Raw genomic sequence first — 17,645 nt, 5'->3', positions numbered from 1 at the left:
GGTGAACCAAGCGGCCCCCCGCAGCGTCCTGACCAGGGGACCAGCAGTCGAGACACCAGGGGATGGATGATGCGCGGACCGCGCCTGCCGAGAGTCACGTGGAGCCGGACGGCGGCCGCGCTGCGCACCGTACGGACCCGGAGGCTGGCGGTGCAGGCCGTCATGGCGGGCTGCGTGCTGGCGCTGCTGCCCTCGGCGTGGATGCACGCGGTGGCCGCCGACCGGCTGCGCACCACGGCCGACGCGCCGGCGTCCGAGGTCGCCGTGGTGTTCGGGGCCGGCCTGCTGGGGACCCGGCCCACCCCCTACCTGGCCGACCGGCTCGACGCCGCCGCCGAGCTGTACCGCACCGGCAAGGTCAAGGTCGTACTGGTCACCGGGGACAACAGCCGCACCGAGTACGACGAGCCGAACGCGATGCGGACCTACCTCACGGCGAAGGGGGTGCCGGACACCCAGATCGTCAGCGACTACGCGGGCTTCGACACCTGGGACTCCTGCGTGCGGGCCAAGGAGATCTTCGGGGTCGAGCGGGCCGTGCTGGTCACCCAGGGCTTCCACATCCGCCGGGCCGTCGCGCTCTGCCAGGCGGCGGGCCTGGACTCGTACGGCGTCGGAGTGGCCGACGTGCACGACGCCACCTGGTACTACGGCGAGACCCGCGAGGTCTTCGCGGCCGGCAAGGCGGCGCTGGACGCGGCCTTCAAGCCCGCCCCGCGGTTCCTCGGACCGAAGGAGCAGGGGGTGTCGAGGGCCCTGGCCGCTCTGGCAGACTGACGCGCGCACCGGCTATTTCGAATAGTCATATACGGGAGCCGGTCCGGTCCGTCCGTACGAGCATCAGGGGTGTGGAACCGTGGCTGTTGTGGATCTGCGCGACAGGGTCGTCGTCATCACCGGTGGGGCCCGCGGCCTGGGCGCCGCGGCCGCGCAGGCCGTCGTGGACGGCGGCGGCCGGGTGCTGATCACCGACGTGCTGGAGGCGGAGGGCGCCGCGACGGCCGCGAAGCTCGGCGGCGCGGCGCGGTTCCTGCGGCACGACGTGACCAGCGAGGCGGACTGGCAGGCGGCGCTGGAGTACGCGGTCGCCGAGTTCGGCCGCGTGGACGGCCTGGTGAACAACGCGGGCATCGCCGCCGGCCAGTTCCTGGAGCACGAGAGCGTCGAGCACTTCCGCCGGGTCGTGGAGATCAACCTGGTCGGCGTGTTCATCGGCATCAAGACGGCCGTCCCGCTGCTGCGCGCGAACGGCGGCGGCTCCATCGTCAACATCTCCTCCGCCGCAGGCCTGACCGGCCTCGCCCTCACCGCCGGCTACGGAGCCTCCAAGTGGGGCGTGCGCGGCCTGTCGAAGATCGGGGCGGTCGAACTGGCCGAGGCCGGGATCCGCGTGAACTCGGTGCACCCCGGCATGACGCTGACCCCGATGACCGCCCCCATCGGCATCCAGGCCGGCGAGGGCAACTACCCCGGCGCCCCGATGGGCCGCGTCGGCGCGCCCGAGGAGATCGCCGCCGCGGTCGCCTTCCTGCTCTCGGACGCCGCGGCCTACATGACGGGCGCCGAGCTCGCCGTCGACGGCGGCTGGACGGCGGGCCTGACGGTGAAGCACCTCACCGGCCAGTGAGCCGGTGAGCCGGTGGCAGGGCCCCGCCGGTCCTCACCGCGGCCGGTCCGGGCCGCTGAGGCAGAGCACCCCGACTCGTAACGCGGGGCGGCGGCCGGCGTAACACCGCCGACTCACGCTGGCGTCATGCACACGCCGGACGCCGCCACCCCCGCCACCGCCACGCACTGCCCGTACTGCGCGCTGCAGTGCGGGATGAACCTGCGCCCCGAGCCGGGCGGCGCGGGCGTGACGGTCGAGGAACGTGCCGACTTCCCCGTGAACCGGGGCGCGCTGTGCGGCAAGGGCCGCACCGCCCCCGCCCTGCTCTCCTCCCGGGTGCGCCTGACCCAGCCGCTCGTCCGCACCCACGCCGGGCAGCTGGAGCCGGCCACCTGGGAGGAGGCCCTCGACGCCGTCGCCGAGGGCCTCGCCCGCACGGGCCGCGCGTACGGCCCGGACGCGGTCGGGGTCTTCGGCGGCGGCGGGCTCACCAACGAGAAGGCGTACGCGCTCGGCAAGTTCGCCCGGGTCGCCCTGCGCACCTCGCAGATCGACTACAACGGCCGGTTCTGCATGTCCTCGGCCGCCGCCGCGCACCAGCGGGCCTTCGGGCTCGACCGAGGGCTGCCCTTCCCGCTGGAGGACATCCCGCGCACCGGCTGCGTGATCCTCGTCGGCTCGAACCTGGCCGAGACCATGCCGCCCGCCCTGCGCTACCTCACCGAGCTCAAGGCCAACGGCGGGACCCTCATCGTCATCGACCCGCGCCGCACCCGCACCGCCGAACAGGCCGACCTGCACCTGGCCCCGCGCCCGGGAACCGACCTCGCACTGGCCCTGGGCCTGCTGCACCTGGTGGTCGCCGAAGGCCGTACCGACGAGGAGTTCATCGCCGGGCGCACCACCGGCTGGGAGGAGGCCCGGGCGGCCGCCATGGCCCACTGGCCGGAACTGGTCGAACGCATCACCGGCGTACCCGTCCCCAAGCTCCGCGCGGCGGCCGAGATGTTCTGCGCCCCGGAATCCGCCATGGTCCTCACCGCCCGCGGCCCGGAGCAGCAGTCCAAGGGCACCGACACCGTCGGCGCCTGGATCAACCTCTGCCTGGCCACCGGCCGGGCCGGCCGCCCGCTCTCCGGCTACGGCTGCCTCACCGGGCAGGGCAACGGCCAGGGCGGCCGCGAACACGGCCAGAAGGCCGACCAGCTCCCCGGCTACCGCAAGCTGACCGACCCCGCGGCCCGCGCGCACGTGGCGGAGGTCTGGGGCGTCGACCCCGACGACCTCCCCGGCCCCGGCCGCAGCGCCTACGAACTCCTCGACGCCCTCGGCACGGACGTCCGGGCCCTGCTCCTGATGGGCTCCAACCCGGTGGTCTCGGCCCCCCACGCCTCCCACATCGAGGACCGCATCCGCTCCCTGGACTTCCTCGCGGTCGCCGACGTCGTCCTCTCCGAGACCGCGGCCCTCGCCGACGTGGTCCTCCCGGTCACCCAGTGGGCCGAGGAGACCGGCACCACCACCAACCTCGAAGGCCGCGTCCTGCTCCGCCGCCGCGCCCTGACCCCGCCCGCGGGCGTCCGCAGCGACCTGGACGTGCTCCACGGACTCGCCGCCCGCATGGGCATCGAGAAGGGCTTCCCGACCTCCCCCGAGGAGGTCTTCGAGGAACTGCGCCTGGCCTCCGCCGGCGGTCCGGCGGACTACTCGGGCATCACCTACGCCCGCATCGAGGCCGAACAGGGCGTCTTCTGGCCCTGCCCCGAGGGCTCCGCGGGGACCGAGCGCCTCTTCCTGGACCGCTTCGCCACCGAGGACGGCCGGGCCCGCTTCGTCCCCGTCTCCCACCGCGATGCCGACGAGGTCCCCGACGCGGACTACCCGGTGCTGCTCACCACCGGGCGCGTGGTCGCCCAGTACCAGTCCGGCGCCCAGACCCGCCGGGTGGAGGAGCTCAACGCGGCTGCCCCGGGCCCCTTCGTGGAACTCCACCCGCGCCTGGCCGCCCGCATCGGCGCGGTCGACGGCAGCCCGCTGGCGGTGACCTCCCGCCGAGGCCGCGCGGTGGCCCCGGCCCGGATCACCGACACCATCCGCGCGGACACGGTCTTCATGCCCTTCCACTGGCCGGGCGAGGGACGCGCCAACACCCTGACCAACCCGGCCCTCGACCCGGTCTCCCGGATGCCGGAGTTCAAGGTGTGCGCGGTCCGGGTGGAGCCGGCCTAGGCCGCGTCGGGGAACGTCGGACGCAGGGCCTCCACCAGCCGGGCCGGGAAGACCTCCTCCCCGGGCGATGTGCGCGATGTCGAGGAGCTCCACGTCCCGGTTCGGCTGAGGGGCCTCGCCCGCCTGCCGGAACACCTCCTGGAGCAGCGCGTTCGGCAACCGGTGCCGTTCGGCCAGCAGGACCGCGTCGTACAGGTCCTTGCCCTGCGGGTAGAGGTCCCCGACCAGCCACATCGGCTTCCAGGCCAGGGAGAGTTCCCGGGCGGCCGCGGGCAGCAGCACCCCGGCGACCTCGGCCGGCTCCGGAGCCACCGGCAGCACCAGCGGCGGCCGGGCACGCGTTCGTACGTCCAGATGTCCTCGCAGACCGCCCCGCCGGCCGGCATCACCAGCCCGCCCTCCTCGGCGGCGACCCGCTCGGCCGCCTCCGCGACGGCCGTCAGCAGCCGGCCCGTCCGCGGCTCCTCGATCCCCCGGTCCTGCGGGACGACCACGAAGTCCGGGTCGTGCGGCTCCCGCGCCGCCGCCCCGAACCACCCGGACATGAGCATGCTGCCGCGCAGCACCAGCGCGTCCGCCCACCCGGACCGGGCGACCCCGCGCGCGGCCACGTCGAGCGCCGTCCGGCGGGCGGCCTGCCAGGCGGGGCGCAGCGCGGGAGCCACCGCCGTGTCGGCGATCCGGCAGCCGTCGGCGAAGTGCTTGGGGGCCGGGTCGAAGACCCGTTCCCCGGCGCCCGCGGCGTCCAGCCCGGCCGTGGAGGTGCGCGGCAGTTCGAGGCGGCGCCGCCTCCGGTCGGCCCCGGCCGCGTCCTGCGCACCGGTCCCATCCCGTACCCGGCCGAGCCGAGCGCCGCGACCAGCGCGTCGCACGCGGCCGCCGCCCGGCAGGGTGCGGCGGGTGTTCCACGACAGGTGGGCGCCGTGCGGGGTCACCAGGGACTCCAGGGTCGCGTGTTCGAAGCCCGCCGGGAGCCGCAGCTCGAGGTGGTGCTCCAAGTAGCCGCCGCCCGGGCCCAGGCGTCGAGGCGGTCCAGGGCCGCCCCGTCCGCGCAGCGCACCGTCACGTGGGTTTCGTACTCGGACGTGGGGCCGATCATCTCGGACATGCGTCCGATCCGCATCGGGGTTCTCGCCGGGGGGTAACCATCCGGTCACGCACCGGACTCAGAAAGTGCTCGCACGCCCCTCGTGGCCGCGATGTGTCGTACCCCACACTGAGGGCGGTGCCCCCGTCCTCGGAGCCCTGGAGGTCGCCCCCGTGCAGACCCGGACCCTGACCGTGAACGTGAGCGAGTCCTCGGAGGCCAAGGCCGTGGACGAAGAGCCCGAGGTACTGGAGCCGATCGATCCGGTGCCGGCGCCCCGCAGGCGGAGCAACAGCGACGGCGGGGGCGGAGCGGGGCCCTCCGCCGATCTGTTCCGGCAGTACCTGCGCGAGATAGGCAGGATCCCCCTGCTGACCGCCGCCGAGGAGGTGGACCTCGCGCGGCGCGTCGAAGCCGGGCTGTTCGCCGAGGAGAAGCTCGGCAACACCCCCGACCTCGACTCCCGGCTCGCCCTGGACCTCGACAAGCTCGTCGTCATGGGGCGGATGGCCAAACGCCGGCTCATCGAGTCGAACCTGCGGCTCGTCGTCTCCGTCGCGAAGCGCTACGTGGGCCGCGGGCTCACCATGCTCGACCTCGTGCAGGAGGGGAACCTCGGGCTCATCCGGGCCGTCGAGAAATTCGACTACGCCCGCGGGTACAAGTTCTCCACCTACGCCACCTGGTGGATCCGGCAGGCGATGTCCCGGGCCCTCGCCGACCAGGCCCGGACCATCCGCGTCCCCGTCCACGTCGTCGAGCTGATCAACCGCGTCGTGCGCGTCCAGCGCCGCATGCTCCAGGAGCGCGGGTACGAGCCCACCGCCGAAGAGGTCGCCGTCCACCTGGAGTTGACCCCCGAGCGGGTCATGGAAGTGCTCCGCCTCGCCCAGGAACCGGTCTCCCTGCACGCGCCGGTCGGCGAGGAGGACGACGTCGCCCTCGGTGACCTCATCGAGGACGGGGACGCCGCCTCCCCCGTGGAATCGGCCGCGTTCTTCCTGCTGCGCGAGCACCTGGAAGCCGTCCTGTCGACCCTCGGCGAACGCGAACGCAAGGTCGTCCAGCTCCGCTACGGGCTCGCCGACGGGCGGCCGCGGACCCTGGAGGAGATCGGCCGGATCTTCGGCGTGACCCGCGAACGGATCCGCCAGATCGAGTCGAAGACCCTCAACAAGCTCCGCGACCACGCCTTCGCCGATCAGCTCAGGGGCTACCTGGACTGACGGCCGACGGGAAAGGGGGGCGCCCCGCCAGGCGCCCCCGCCCCGTTCCCCGGCTACGCCTGCGCGGGCCCGTGGCCGTGGCCGTCGGACAGGCTCCGGCTCATCCAGACGTCGTCGACATAGGCCCCGTCCAGCAGGAACTCCTCGGGCAGGACGCCGACCACCGCGAAGCCGCACCGCCGGTAGAGCCGCTGCGCCGGCCCGTTGTGGCCGAGCACGCGCAGGGTCATGCGGCGGGCACCCCCGGCCCGGGCGGCGGCGCAGGCGGCCTCGACGAGGGCCTGCCCGATTCCACTGCCACGGGTGGACTCGAGGACCGCCAGTCCCTGGATGTGACGGACGTGCCGATTGGACGCGAGGGGACTCGCCGGGGCCTGGGCGATGTATCCGACGACCCTGCGCCCGTCTTCCGCGACGAGGAAGCTCTCCACGGGGTGGCGCTCGTCGAAGACGGCCGCGTCCCGTGGGCGCTTGGGGCCGGGTTCGCTCACGCGTGACCACGCCGAGCGGTGCAGCTCCAGGATCTCGTGCTCGTCCTCCGCCCGGGCCGGGCGTATCACCACGTCCAATGCCATGCCGTCATGCTAGCCACGCCGTCGCGCCGCGGACCCCGGGATGCCGGGGCACCCGGGTACGTCCCGTACCCGGGTGCCCCTCCGCCCTGCGCCGCACGCAAGGGACGACCTGGCCGACTATTCGACCTCGACGACCGCCTGCGCGAACTGTGCCGCGTACAGCCGTGCGTACGCACCGTCCGACGCCAGCAGTTCCTCGTGCGTGCCCTGCTCCACGATCGAGCCGCTCTCCATCACCAGGATCACGTCCGCGTCGCGGATCGTGGAGAGCCGGTGCGCGATCACGAAGGACGTACGGCCGTGCGCGAGGCGCGCCATCGCCTTCTGGATCAGCACCTCGGTACGGGTGTCCACCGAGCTCGTGGCCTCGTCGAGCACCAGGATCACCGGGTCCGACAGGAACGCCCGGGCGATGGTGATCAGCTGCTTCTCGCCCGCGCTGACGCCCGCGCCCTCGTCGTCCAGGACGGTGTCGTAGCCGTCCGGCAGGGTGCGGATGAAACGGTCCGCGTGCGCGGCCCGCGCCGCCTCCTCGATCTCGGCGCGCGTGACCTTGCGCGAGGCACCGTAGGCGATGTTCTCCGCGATGGTGCCGCCGAACAGCCAGGTGTCCTGGAGCACCATGCCGATGCCCGCGCGCAGTTCCTCGCGCGTCATCTTCGCGATGTCCACCCCGTCGAGGGCGATCTCCCCGCCGGTGACCTCGTAGAACCGCATCAGCAGGTTCACGAGCGTCGTCTTGCCGGCGCCCGTCGGGCCGACGATCGCGACGGTGTGACCCGGGTCGACCGACAGCGAGAGGTTCTCGATCAGCGGCTTGTCCGGCTCGTAGCGGAAGGCCACCTTGTCGAAGGTGACCTGGCCGCGCAGCTCCTCCGGACGCTCCGGAACCTCGGCGTCCGCCTCCTGCTCCGACGCGTCCAGCAGCTCGTACACCCGCTCCGCCGAGGCGACACCGGACTGCACGAGGTTCGCCATCGAGGCGACCTGCGTCAGCGGCATGGAGAACTGCCGCGAGTACTGGATGAAAGCCTGCACGTCACCGATCGACAGGGTGCCGGAGGCGACCCGGAGCCCGCCGACGACGGCTATCAGCACGTAGTTGATGTTCGAGATGAAGAACATCACCGGCTGCATGATGCCGCTGACCAGCTGCGCCTTGAAGGAGGCCCGGTAGAGGGCCTCGTTCTGCTCGGCGAAGACGGCCGCGGACTCCTTCTGCCGGCCGAAGACCTTGACCAGGCTGTGCCCCGAGTACATCTCCTCGACGTGGGCGTTGAGCGCGCCGGTCGTCTTCCACTGCGCCACGAACTGCGGCTGCGACTTCTTGCCGATCTTCGCCGCGACGAAGACCGAGAGAGGCACGGTCAGCAGTGCGACCAGCGCCAGCAGCGGCGAGATCCAGAACATCATGGCGAGCACGCCGACGATCGTCAGCAGCGAGTTCAGCAGCTGACCCATCGTCTGCTGGAGCGTCTGGCCGATGTTGTCGATGTCGTTGGTGGCCCGGCTCAGCACCTCGCCGCGCTTCTGCTGGTCGAAGTACGACAGCGGCAGCCGCGACAGCTTCGCCTGCAGCTCCTCGCGCATCCGGTAGACGGTGCCGTTCATGACGTGGTTCGACAGCCGGGTCGCGACCAGCATCAGCAGGCCCGCCAGCGTGAAGACCACCAGCGCCCAGAGCGCCACGACCCCGACCGCGCCGAAGTCGATGCCCTGCCCCGGAGTGAAGTCGGTGCCGGAGAGCATGTCCGCCATGCCGTCCTGACCCCTGGCGCGCAGCCCCTCCAGGGCCTGCTGCTTCGTGATCCCGGCCGGCATCTCCCGGCCCACGATCCCGGCGAAGACCAGGTCGGTGGCCTCGCCCAGGATCTTCGGGCCGACCACCGCGCAGCCGACGCTGCCGACCACGGCCGCGACCATGCCCCAGATCTTGGCGCGGTCGTGCGCGAGCTGGCCCAGCAACCGCTTGCCCGAGCCCTTGAAGTCCATGGACCGCTGGGCCGGCCCCATCATCATCCGTCCTCCGGGCCCGCTCATGCGGCCTCCGCCTCCGTCAGCTGGGAGAGCACGATCTCCCGGTAGGTCTCGTTGCCGGCCATCAGCTCGTGGTGGCGTCCCTCGCCCACGACCTGGCCCTCGTCCAGGACGATGATCCGGTCGGCGTCGCGGATCGTGGAGACCCGCTGGGCGACGATGACCACGGTCGCGTCCTCCGTCTCGCGGGAGAGCGCCGCGCGCAGCGCCGCGTCCGTCGCGTAGTCCAGGGCCGAGAAGGAGTCGTCGAAGAGGAAGATCTCCGGACGCTGCACCAGGGTGCGGGCGATGGCCAGGCGTTGGCGCTGGCCGCCGGAGACATTGGTTCCGCCCTGGGTGACGAGGGCCTCCAGGCCACCCTCCAGCGCGGACACGAACTCCTTGGCCTGCGCCACTTCCAGCGCCTGCCACAGCTCTTCGTCACTCGCGTCCGGGCGCCCGTAGCGCAGGTTGGACGCGATGGTTCCGGAGAACAGGTAGGGCTTCTGCGGAACCATGCCGACCGTCTTGGCCAGCAGGTCCGGGTCGAGCCGGCGCACGTCCTCCCCGTCGACCAGCACCTCGCCGCCGGTCGCGTCGAACAGGCGCGGGACCAGGCCCAGCAGCGTGGACTTGCCGCTTCCGGTGGAGCCGATCACCGCCGTGGTCTCGCCGGGGCGGGCCACCAGGCTCACCCCGCGCAGCACCGGGGACTCGGCGCCCGGGTAGCCGAAGTCCGCGCCGCGCAGCTCCAGTACGCCCCTGCGCAGCAGCTTGCGCACCGGGTCGGTGGGCGGCACCACGCTGGACTCGGTGTCCAGGACCTCCTGGATGCGCTCGGCGCAGACCTCGGCGCGCGGCACCATCATGAACATGAAGGTGGCCATCATCACGGCCATGACAATCTGCATCAGGTAGGCGAGGAAGGCCGTCAGCTGGCCGATCTCCATGCCGCCGCTGTCGACGCGCATCGCACCGAACCAGATGACGGCGACGCTGGAGATGTTCACGACCACGATGACCGTGGGGAACATGTACGCCAGGAGCTTGCCGGAGGCCAGCGAGACGCCGGTCAGGTCGGCGTTGGCCTCGCGGAAACGGTCCTTCTCGTAGTCGTCGCGGACGAAGGCCCGGATCACCCGGTTGCCGGTGATCTGCTCCCGCAGCACCCGGTTCACGGTGTCCAGGCGGTCCTGCATCTGGCGGAACAGCGGCCGCGTCTTGTAGACGATGGCGCCGACCGAGATCCCGAGCACCGGGACCACGGCGAGCAGGACGCCCGACAGCCGCACGTCCAGCGAGAGCGCCATGGCGATGCCGCCGACGCACATGATCGGGGCCGAGACCATCAGGGTGAAGGTCATCAGCACCAGCATCTGGACCTGCTGGACGTCGTTCGTCGTACGGGTGATCAGCGACGGGGCGCCGAACTGGCCGAGCTCCCGTGCGGAGAAGCTCTGTACGCGGTCGAAGACGGCCGCGCGGACGTCCCGGCCGAAGGCCGCCGCCGTACGGGCGCCGTAGTAGACGGCTCCGACGTTGCAGACGAGCTGCACGAGGGAGACGCCGAGCATCAGGGCGCCGAAGCGGAGGATGTAGCCGGTGTCGCCGTTGACGACACCCTGGTCGATGATGTCGGCATTCAGTGTGGGCAGGTAGAGGCTGGCGCTGGTCTGCAGCAGCTGCAGCAGGACCAGCACCGCGATGGGTTTCCGGTACGCACCCAGATGGGTCCGCAGAAGTCGTATGAGCACGCGCAGGCTCCGGTCGGCATGATCGAGGGGGTTCACCCCATCTTGGGCCAACCGGCCCATCGAACCCCACCGGATTTCGCAAAGGCCGGTCAAAAGGAGTAGGCCACCGGGCGCGGCCCTAGGCCCCCGGAACGAGCCCGCCCGCGCGCCCCTGGAAGGCCCCCGGGTGGATCTGCTCCCGCGTCGCGATGTACTGCTGGCGCACCCCCTGCCACGCCGGGAACTCCTCGCCCGGTTCGAAGATCTGGGCCGCGGGCGCCGGCCAGACCGGCGGGGAGTGCGGGGCCAGCGTGCCCTGCGCCACCCCGAGCGCCCAGGCCGCCTGCCGCGCCGCGCCCAGCGCCGCGTAGTCCGCCGGCGCCGGTACGACGACCTGCGTCCCGAACAGCCCCGGAGCCGCGGCCTGTACGGCGGGCAGCTCGGCCGCCGCGCCCAGCAGGAACACCCGGCGGATCTCGACCCCGCGCGAGCGCAGCACGTCCAGCGCGTCCACCAGCCCGCACAGCATGCCCTCGAAAGCGGCCCGGGCCAGGTGCTCCGGCTTCATCGAGTCCCGGCGCAGCCCGGACAGGGTCCCGGCGGCGTGCGGCAGGTTCGGCGTCCGCTCACCCTCCAGGTACGGCAGGAGCACGAGGCCGTGCGCGCCCGGCGTCGACTTCAGCGCGAGCTCGGACAGCCCCTCCAGATCGGTGCCGAGCAGCTCGGCGGTGCCGCGCAGGGCCCGTACGGCGTTGGAGGTGTTCACGACCGGCAGGTGCATGCCGGTGGCGTCGGCCAGGGAGGTGATCAGCCCGCCCGGCTCCGACAGCGCCTCGTGGTGCACCGCCATCACCGAACCGGAGGCACCGAGCGAGACCACCGCGTCGCCGGGGCCCAGCCCCAGCCCGAGCGCGGCGGCCATCGTCTCGCCGGTGCCGGCGGATATGAGCAGCCCCTCGGGCGTGGTGCCGGCGGCATCGGCCGGGCCGAGCACCTCGGGCAGCAGCGCCCGGTGCCCGAGCGCCAGCTCCACCAGGTCGGGGCGCCAGGATCCGGAGGCCGCCGACCAGTACCCGGTACCCGAGGCGCCGCCCCGGTCGGTGGTCCGCCGGGCCGGCCGGCCCAGCAGCTGCCAGACCAGCCAGTCGTGCGGGGACATCAGCACGGCCACCCGGCGGGCCGCCTCGGGCTCGTTGCGGGCCAGCCAGGCGAGCTTCGCGACCGGCTGCGCGGCGTGCGGGACCGAGCCCACCGCCTCGGCCCAGGCGTGCCGGCCGCCGAGGGCCTCGGTGAGGTCGGCGGCGGCGACCTGAGGACGCTTGTCGTTGCCGACGAGGGCGGGGCGCACCAGGGCGCCCTGCGGGTCCAGCGGCAGCAGGCCGTGCTGCTGTGCGGAGACCCCTATGGCCTGGACCCCTTCGAGGAGCCCGCCGCCGGCGGCCTCGCCGAGGGAGAGCAGCCAGGCCTGCGGATCGGTCTCGTGGGGGTTCGCGCCGTCGGGTTCGCCCGTGGGCTGCGGATGGGGGGCGTACCCCTGGCGCAGCACGGCGCCGGTCTCGGTGTCACAGACGACGATGCGTGTGAAGGCGGAAGAGCTGTCCAGCCCGGCGACTATCCCCATGTGGAGGATTCTGCCGCACGCGGGGCCCGTATCGACCGTCGCGGAGCCCCCGGAACCTCACAGGTCCCGGGAACCCCACGCGGTGGACTTCGGACGCCTCAGGTGTTGCTCGTGCCCCAGTCGTCCTCGCCGGCCCCGGACCGGTCGCGCAGTCCGCGCACCCGCCCGGCCAGCGAGGCGGGCACGGCGTCGCCGACCTTCTCGCTCACCGCGGCGAAGGCCTTGCCGGCGTACTGGCGCCCGGTGTGGCCCGCGGTCTCGGCGGCGTTGCGCACCGCGGGGTTCTGCGCGAACTCGCGCGCGGACTTCTTCAGCTGCTCGTAGCGCTCGCGCCCGGCCCGGGTTCCGAGCACGTACCCGAGGGCCAGTCCGACCACGAACGTGACCTTGTACCGCATGCCTGCCACCCTTCGTCGTGTGGTGCCCGGCCTGCTGTCGATACCGATTGGCGGAGCACCCCCCTGCTTGCGCTAATCTATGACTCGCAACGGGCACTCGCCCCCCGGCAAGGCCGGAGGTGGGCTGTTCGATGCACCGCAGCAATCCCCTGTAGCTCAATTGGCAGAGCAGCCGGCTGTTAACCGGCAGGTTACTGGTTCGAGTCCAGTCGGGGGAGCGCGGTCCCCTGTAGCTCAATTGGCAGAGCATTCGGCTGTTAACCGGAGGGTTGCTGGTTCGAGTCCAGCCGGGGGAGCAAGGAAGAAGAAGAGGGCCCCACGGGGTCCTCTTCTTTTCTTTGTTGAGCCATTCGGGAACCGGGCAGCCCTCAGCGCGGTCTCTCTGAACAGGCGAAGCCGATCATGCGAGGCATCCGAGGCAGGAGATCGTATGAGCGGCTATGCTGCGGCAGACGGCGCGCACACGTGTACGCGCCACGCCGTGAAGGGGCGGTAGCTCAGCCGGTTAGAGCAGCGGACTCATAATCCGTCGGCCGTGGGTTCGAGTCCCACCCGCCCCACTGCGAGCCGCAGGTGCAGAAACGATTGCATCTGCGGCTTCGGCGTTTTCAGGAACGGGCGGTGTGCCGGGCCCCCGGGGCAGTGCGGGACCCGGCGCACGCGGGCGGTGGCTACGGCTCCGGCGAGCGCGGCTGGGCCGACGGGATCCGATGGACGAAGAACAGGGAGATGAGCGCAGCGAGGACCAGGATGGCCAGCGCCGCGCGCAGGCCGTCGAGCCTGGCGTCGGCGTTCGCGTCCAGTGCCGCCTGCGACACCTCCGGGCTCGTGCCGGCCTCCTCGAGGGCGGTCTCGAGCTGGGCGTCGGACAGGAACGGTGCGCCGCTCTGGAGCTGCACGGTCGCCTGGCTCGTGACGCTGTCCGGGACCGCCGGATTCGCCGCGATGTTGGTCAGGAAGGAGGTGGTGAGCGCGGCGATCATGATCGATCCGGCGAGTGCCGTGCCGATCGAGGCGCCGAGGTTCGTGACGGCGTTCTGCACGCCGCCGACTTCCGCACTCTGCGCCTGCGGCACCGCGGACACCGTGACCGACCCCAGCTGCGACGCCAGCGCCCCCATGCCGAGCCCGATCAGCAGGAGCGGGACGGTGACGACCTCCGAGCCGGCGTCGAGGTCGAGCGCGGCCATCAGGACCACCGCTCCCACGAGCAGCGCGAGGATCCCGAGCCGCACCACGCGCCGCGGCGAGACGTCCGGGAGGAAGCGGGGGATCAGGACCGCGGCCGCCAGCAGGCTGACCGAGAGCGGCAGCAGGAGGGTGCCCGTCTCCAGCGCCGACAGGCCCAGGGCGACGGACAGGTAGAGCGGGACGAGGAAGAACACACCCATCTGCACGAGGTACTGGAAGAAGAACATCGTCAGGCCGCCGGTGAGCTGCCTGTTCTGCAGCATCCCGGGATCGACGAGGGGATCACCGCCCCGCTCCACGACCCTCGCCTCCCAGCGGAGGAAGAGCCAGAGCAGCGCCAGACCCGCCAGCATCAGCCACGTCGTCAGGGACACCCCGAGCCACGCGGGCGCGCCGGACTTCGGCTGGAACCAGCCCCATTCGTCCGATCGGAGCACGCCGTAGACGAAGATCCCGAGCCCGAGCGCGGAGAGGACGGCGCCGACGAAGTCGATGCCCCGGCGCTCACCCGGCGGGGCGTCCGCGATGCGGCGCGCGAGCACGAGGATGGCGAGCACCACCAGAACCTCCCCGGCGAAGACCCACCGCCAGGAGAAGTACGTCGTCGCGATGCCGCCGATGAGAGGACCGAGCGCGATGGCGATCGCCCCGGCCGCCACGACGAGCCCGTAGGCGGCGGGGCGGCGTTCGACGGCGAAGTTGCCGGCGACGAGCGCGACGATCGCGGGCAGGATGAGCGAGGCTCCGATTCCCTCCAGGAGCGCCCAGCCCAGCAGCAGCACGGTGAGGTTCGGTGCGAGCGCCGTGGTGAGGGAGCCGGCCCCGTAGATGCAGCAGCCGATCATGAACGCGCGTCTGCGGCCGATCAGCGCCCCGACCTTGCCGCCGGGGATCATGAACATCGCCATCACGAGGGTGTAGGCGGTGATCGCGCCCTGGATGCCCGTCACGGTCGTGCCCACGTCCTCGGCCACCGTGGCGATGGAGACGTTCATGACGGAGCTGTCGAGCGCCATCAGGAACTGACCGGACGCGAGCGTCAACAGGACCACTCGCGCCTTCGCCGAACTCTCGGTCGTGCCTGCCCGGGATGACATGGACGCATGGTCCCAGCCGCCCGGGGGCCCGGAGGGCCGACCCGCCGCGCTGTCGACCGGACAGCGGCTACGCCGTGGCGGGCGGCGCGCCCGGGCCGAGGGGCCCCGCCCGTCCTCCTGCGAGCCGCAGGTGCAGAAGCCGATCGCACCTGCGGCCGGGCGTCTCCGGGGGCTTCCGGCGCCGGCTAGAAGTCCTCCGTTTCGTCCGCGAGGTGGCGCAGTACGTCCGTCAGGTCCTGGCGGCGGGCGAAGGCCACGCGCTGGCGGTGGGCGCCCGAGCCGTCGCGCAGGAGGCCGGCCAGGGTCTTGGCCGCGTGGTCGAGGTCGCCGGCAGCGGCCAGGTCCGGTGCGACCAGGTCCAGCAGGGCCTCCGCGAGGTCGGCCGCGGGGAGTTCCGTGCCCGTGTACGGGTCGAGCCCGAAGCCCTCCAGTCCGTCGTGGGCCGCCCGCCAGCGCGCGAGGCGCAGTACGTCGTCCCGTACGGCCGGCTCGGGGCGGTGCTCCTCGATCTCGCGCAGGGCCGTGGAGACCAGCGCGCGCGCCAGTTCGGCCTGGAGGATCGCCGAGTCGATGTCCGGGGACATGTCGGGCGCCCGGATCTCCAGCGTCGGCCAGTGCCCGGACGGGCGGAGGTCCCAATAGACCATCTTGATGTCCAGGGCCGCCCCGGAGCCGAGCAGGGTCTGCACCGAGCGCCGGAAATGGGCCGTGGACGTGAAGTGCGGCGGCAGCCCCGCCGAGGGCCAGCCGGACCAGGCCATCGCCCGCCAGCTGGCGTGACCCGTGTCACGCCCGCCCCAGAACGGCGAGTTGGCCGCCAGGGCGATCAGTGTCGGCAGCCACGGTCTGATCCGGTTGGACACCGCCACGGCGGTGTCCACGTCGAGCGTGCCGATGTGGATGTGGCGGCCGCAGCTGACCAGCGTGTCGGTGAGCGCGCCGAAGCGGCGGTGCTGCTCGCGCTGGCGCGGCTCGTCGTCGGTCAGGTGCAGCGGCCCCTCCACGGCGACCACCGGCGAGGGCGCGGCCAGCAGCCGGCAGCCGTGGGCGCGGGCCGCCCGGCCGAGGGTGCGCCGCAGGGCGGCGAGTTCGGCGCGCAGCGCAGCCGCCGAATGGGCTATCGGAGTGGATATCTCCACCTGGTAGCGGGTGCCCTCGGGGTGCAGCTCGCCGGGCAGCCCGCCGGCCGTCGCGAGGACCAGCGGGGCGGCGGGGACCACTCGGAACGTGCGGGCGTCGACGAGCAGGAACTCCTCCTCGACGCCGACGGTGAGGGGGACGGTGGGGCGCACCGTGTTCTGCGTCGTGCCGGTGCTCGTGGTGCTGTTGCCAGGTTCGATCACTACGCCTCCCTGGACATACGAGTCTTTTCATCATGAGCTGAACATGAGGTGAGGAGCGCGCGTCGATTCAGTCAAATGTCCGGTGATAGTGGCGAGTTACCGGCAAGAGGCCATCCGCGGCGGGACCGCGGGGCCGGATGGGGTGACTGTTGCCGGTGTGTGAAGCCGCGCAATAACCCTTCGGGGCGCCGGACGGCCGGCGGTTAGGATCCCCTGTGCCCCCGACGACCGCTCCCACCCGCCCCCGGCGGCGAATATTCGCCGACCTCACCCCTCTGCGCACGTCCGCGGACTACCGGCGGCTGTGGGTCGGCGGCACGATCTCCTGGGTCGGCCAGGCGATGACCGCCCTCGCGATCTCGCTGCAGGTCTACGACATCACCCGGTCCAGCTTCTCCGTCGGGCTCGTCGGGCTCTTCTCGCTCGTCCCGCTCGTGGTCTTCGGGCTCTACGGCGGCGCCATCGCCGATACCGTGGACCGGCGCAAGCTCGGCCTCTACAGCTCCCTCGGCGCCGCAGCCCTGTCGGTCGCACTCGCCGGGGCCGCGCTGCTCGGCTACCACCGGGTCTGGTTCCTGTACGGCGTCGTCGCCCTCCAGGCGGTGTGCGGGGCGCTCGCCGGACCGGCGCGGTCCGCCATGATACCGAGGCTGCTGCCGGCCGAGCAGCTGCCCGCCGCCAATGCCCTGAACTCGGTGACCATGACCTTCGGGACGATGGTCGGGCCCGCGCTGGGCGGGCTGATCGTCGCCCTCGGCGGCTACCAGTCGGCGTACCTGATCGACGCCGTCACCTTCACCGCCGCCCTCTACGCGATGTGGCGGCTGCCGTCGATGAAGCCCGACCGCGGCGAGGAGGCGCGGGGGCGGGCCTCCGTCGTCGACGGACTGCGCTTCCTCGGGACCCGGCCCAACATCCGGATGACCTTCTTCACCGACATGGCCGCCATGGTGCTGGCGCAGCCGAAGGCACTGTTCCCGGCCGCCGCCGTGCTCTGGTACGGCGGCGACGCGAAGACGGTCGGCCTGATGGTGGCCTCGATCGCCGCCGGGGCGCTGCTGGGCGGGCTGTTCTCCGGCTGGCAGGGCCGCGTCCGGCGGCACGGGCTGATGATCCTGCTCTCCGTCGCCGGATGGGGACTGGCCATCGCCGCGTTCGGACTCAGCCGGAACCTGTGGCTCGGCTTGTTCTTCCTGGCCCTCGCCGGGGCCGCGGACACCGTCTCGATGGTGTTCCGCAGCACGATGCTCCAGGCCGCCACGCCCGACGAGATGCGCGGCCGCCTCCAGGGCGTCTTCATCGTGGTCGTCGCGGGCGGGCCCCGGCTCGGGGACTTCATCGCCGGGACCACTGCCGACCTGACCTCCCCGACCGCGGCCGTCACGGGCGGGGGGCTGGCGTGCGTGCTCGTACTGGGCCTGCTCGCGCTGCGGTGGCGGAACTTCGCCCGCTACGACGCGCGGTCGCCGCAGGCGTAGTCGCTGGGACCGCTGGGCCGGGCGGGCCGCGGGCCGAGCCGG

At 72.5% G+C, this 17,645-nt stretch carries 13 protein-coding genes and 3 tRNA genes; 8 read left to right on the top strand and 8 right to left on the bottom strand.

Translation table 11 applies throughout. The features are described 5' to 3' along the window. Window positions 1-69 precede the first annotated feature (69 nt). From OG472_RS16765 to OG472_RS16755, 3 genes are all read left to right on the top strand, one after another. A complete protein-coding gene (locus OG472_RS16765; RefSeq protein ID WP_401601866.1) occupies window positions 70-777 on the top strand; it encodes a vancomycin high temperature exclusion protein in 708 nt (235 codons plus the stop codon). 79 nt (window positions 778-856) lie between these two features. Further along, complete coding sequence (locus OG472_RS16760; RefSeq protein ID WP_405941678.1) at window positions 857-1,627, top strand: glucose 1-dehydrogenase; 771 nt, start codon at window positions 857-859, stop codon at window positions 1,625-1,627. A gap of 126 nt (window positions 1,628-1,753) precedes the next feature. Then, complete coding sequence (locus OG472_RS16755; protein WP_405830033.1) at window positions 1,754-3,838, top strand: molybdopterin oxidoreductase family protein; 2,085 nt, start codon at window positions 1,754-1,756, stop codon at window positions 3,836-3,838. Here the strand turns inward: OG472_RS16755 and OG472_RS16750 are convergent. After that, window positions 3,835-4,836 (bottom strand): hypothetical protein, encoded by a 1,002-nt coding sequence (locus OG472_RS16750; RefSeq protein ID WP_405830031.1) that lies wholly within the window; start codon window positions 4,834-4,836, stop codon window positions 3,835-3,837. The genes OG472_RS16755 and OG472_RS16750 overlap by 4 nt on opposite strands. 247 nt (window positions 4,837-5,083) lie before the next feature. On the opposite strand from OG472_RS16750, the gene OG472_RS16745 reads away from it, so the two are divergent. After that, window positions 5,084-6,151: an RNA polymerase sigma factor gene (locus tag OG472_RS16745; RefSeq protein ID WP_383568551.1), complete on the top strand. Its 1,068-nt coding sequence runs from the start codon at window positions 5,084-5,086 to the stop codon at window positions 6,149-6,151. A gap of 53 nt (window positions 6,152-6,204) precedes the next feature. Here OG472_RS16745 and OG472_RS16740 read toward each other — a convergent pair whose 3' ends face one another. The 5 genes from OG472_RS16740 to OG472_RS16720 form a co-directional block, all read right to left on the bottom strand. Continuing rightward, a complete protein-coding gene (locus tag OG472_RS16740; RefSeq protein ID WP_405830030.1) occupies window positions 6,205-6,726 on the bottom strand; it encodes a GNAT family N-acetyltransferase in 522 nt (173 codons plus the stop codon). A 117-nt stretch (window positions 6,727-6,843) separates the two neighbouring features. Then, the gene (locus OG472_RS16735) at window positions 6,844-8,766 is read right to left on the bottom strand and encodes an ABC transporter ATP-binding protein (RefSeq protein ID WP_401601859.1); all 1,923 of its coding nucleotides are present in this window, start codon (window positions 8,764-8,766) and stop codon (window positions 6,844-6,846) included. Then, window positions 8,763-10,496 (bottom strand): ABC transporter ATP-binding protein, encoded by a 1,734-nt coding sequence (locus tag OG472_RS16730; protein ID WP_405830027.1) that lies wholly within the window; start codon window positions 10,494-10,496, stop codon window positions 8,763-8,765. Before OG472_RS16730 ends, OG472_RS16735 begins: the two co-directional genes overlap by 4 nt. A 118-nt stretch (window positions 10,497-10,614) precedes the next feature. Then, window positions 10,615-12,096, bottom strand: coding sequence for an FGGY family carbohydrate kinase (locus OG472_RS16725; protein WP_405830025.1), 1,482 nt, complete (start codon window positions 12,094-12,096; stop codon window positions 10,615-10,617). 98 nt (window positions 12,097-12,194) lie between these two features. Then, the gene (locus tag OG472_RS16720; protein WP_401601853.1) at window positions 12,195-12,494 is read right to left on the bottom strand and encodes a YtxH domain-containing protein; all 300 of its coding nucleotides are present in this window, start codon (window positions 12,492-12,494) and stop codon (window positions 12,195-12,197) included. Window positions 12,495-12,639: 145 nt separating this feature from the next. Here OG472_RS16720 and OG472_RS16715 point away from each other — a divergent pair. The 3 genes from OG472_RS16715 to OG472_RS16705 all read left to right on the top strand — a co-directional run bounded on the left by OG472_RS16715 (window position 12,640) and on the right by OG472_RS16705 (window position 13,054). Continuing rightward, a tRNA-Asn gene (locus OG472_RS16715) sits at window positions 12,640-12,712 on the top strand. A gap of 5 nt (window positions 12,713-12,717) precedes the next feature. Then, window positions 12,718-12,790 (top strand) — tRNA-Asn (locus tag OG472_RS16710). A gap of 190 nt (window positions 12,791-12,980) precedes the next feature. Continuing rightward, window positions 12,981-13,054 (top strand) — tRNA-Ile (locus OG472_RS16705). A 111-nt stretch (window positions 13,055-13,165) separates the two neighbouring features. On the opposite strand, the gene OG472_RS16700 is transcribed toward OG472_RS16705, so the two are convergent. Further along, complete coding sequence (locus tag OG472_RS16700) at window positions 13,166-14,782, bottom strand: MFS transporter (protein ID WP_405830024.1); 1,617 nt, start codon at window positions 14,780-14,782, stop codon at window positions 13,166-13,168. Between the two features lie 185 nt (window positions 14,783-14,967). Further along, on the bottom strand, window positions 14,968-16,125 hold the full coding sequence (locus tag OG472_RS16695) for a glutamate--cysteine ligase (protein WP_401601850.1): 1,158 nt from the start codon (window positions 16,123-16,125) through the stop codon (window positions 14,968-14,970). Between the two features lie 215 nt (window positions 16,126-16,340). Between OG472_RS16695 and OG472_RS16690 the strand changes: the two genes are divergently transcribed. Further along, window positions 16,341-17,603, top strand: coding sequence for an MFS transporter (locus tag OG472_RS16690; RefSeq protein ID WP_405830022.1), 1,263 nt, complete (start codon window positions 16,341-16,343; stop codon window positions 17,601-17,603). Window positions 17,604-17,645: the final 42 nt, after the last annotated feature.

This window comes from Streptomyces sp. NBC_00207 (genome assembly GCF_045160965.1).
GTDB lineage: Bacteria > Actinomycetota > Actinomycetes > Streptomycetales > Streptomycetaceae > Streptomyces.
This window is presented reverse-complemented; position numbering and strand designations above follow the sequence as displayed.

Coding starts and splice junctions, on each gene's coding strand:
- OG472_RS16765 (WP_401601866.1), top strand. CDS start 70: ATGCGCGGACCGCGCCTGCCGAGAGTCACGTGGAGCCGGACGGCGGCC.
- OG472_RS16755 (WP_405830033.1), top strand. CDS start 1,754: ATGCACACGCCGGACGCCGCCACCCCCGCCACCGCCACGCACTGCCCG.
- OG472_RS16740 (WP_405830030.1), bottom strand. CDS start 6,726: ATGGCATTGGACGTGGTGATACGCCCGGCCCGGGCGGAGGACGAGCAC.
- OG472_RS16735 (WP_401601859.1), bottom strand. CDS start 8,766: ATGAGCGGGCCCGGAGGACGGATGATGATGGGGCCGGCCCAGCGGTCC.
- OG472_RS16725 (WP_405830025.1), bottom strand. CDS start 12,096: ATGGGGATAGTCGCCGGGCTGGACAGCTCTTCCGCCTTCACACGCATC.
- OG472_RS16720 (WP_401601853.1), bottom strand. CDS start 12,494: ATGCGGTACAAGGTCACGTTCGTGGTCGGACTGGCCCTCGGGTACGTG.
- OG472_RS16700 (WP_405830024.1), bottom strand. CDS start 14,782: ATGTCATCCCGGGCAGGCACGACCGAGAGTTCGGCGAAGGCGCGAGTG.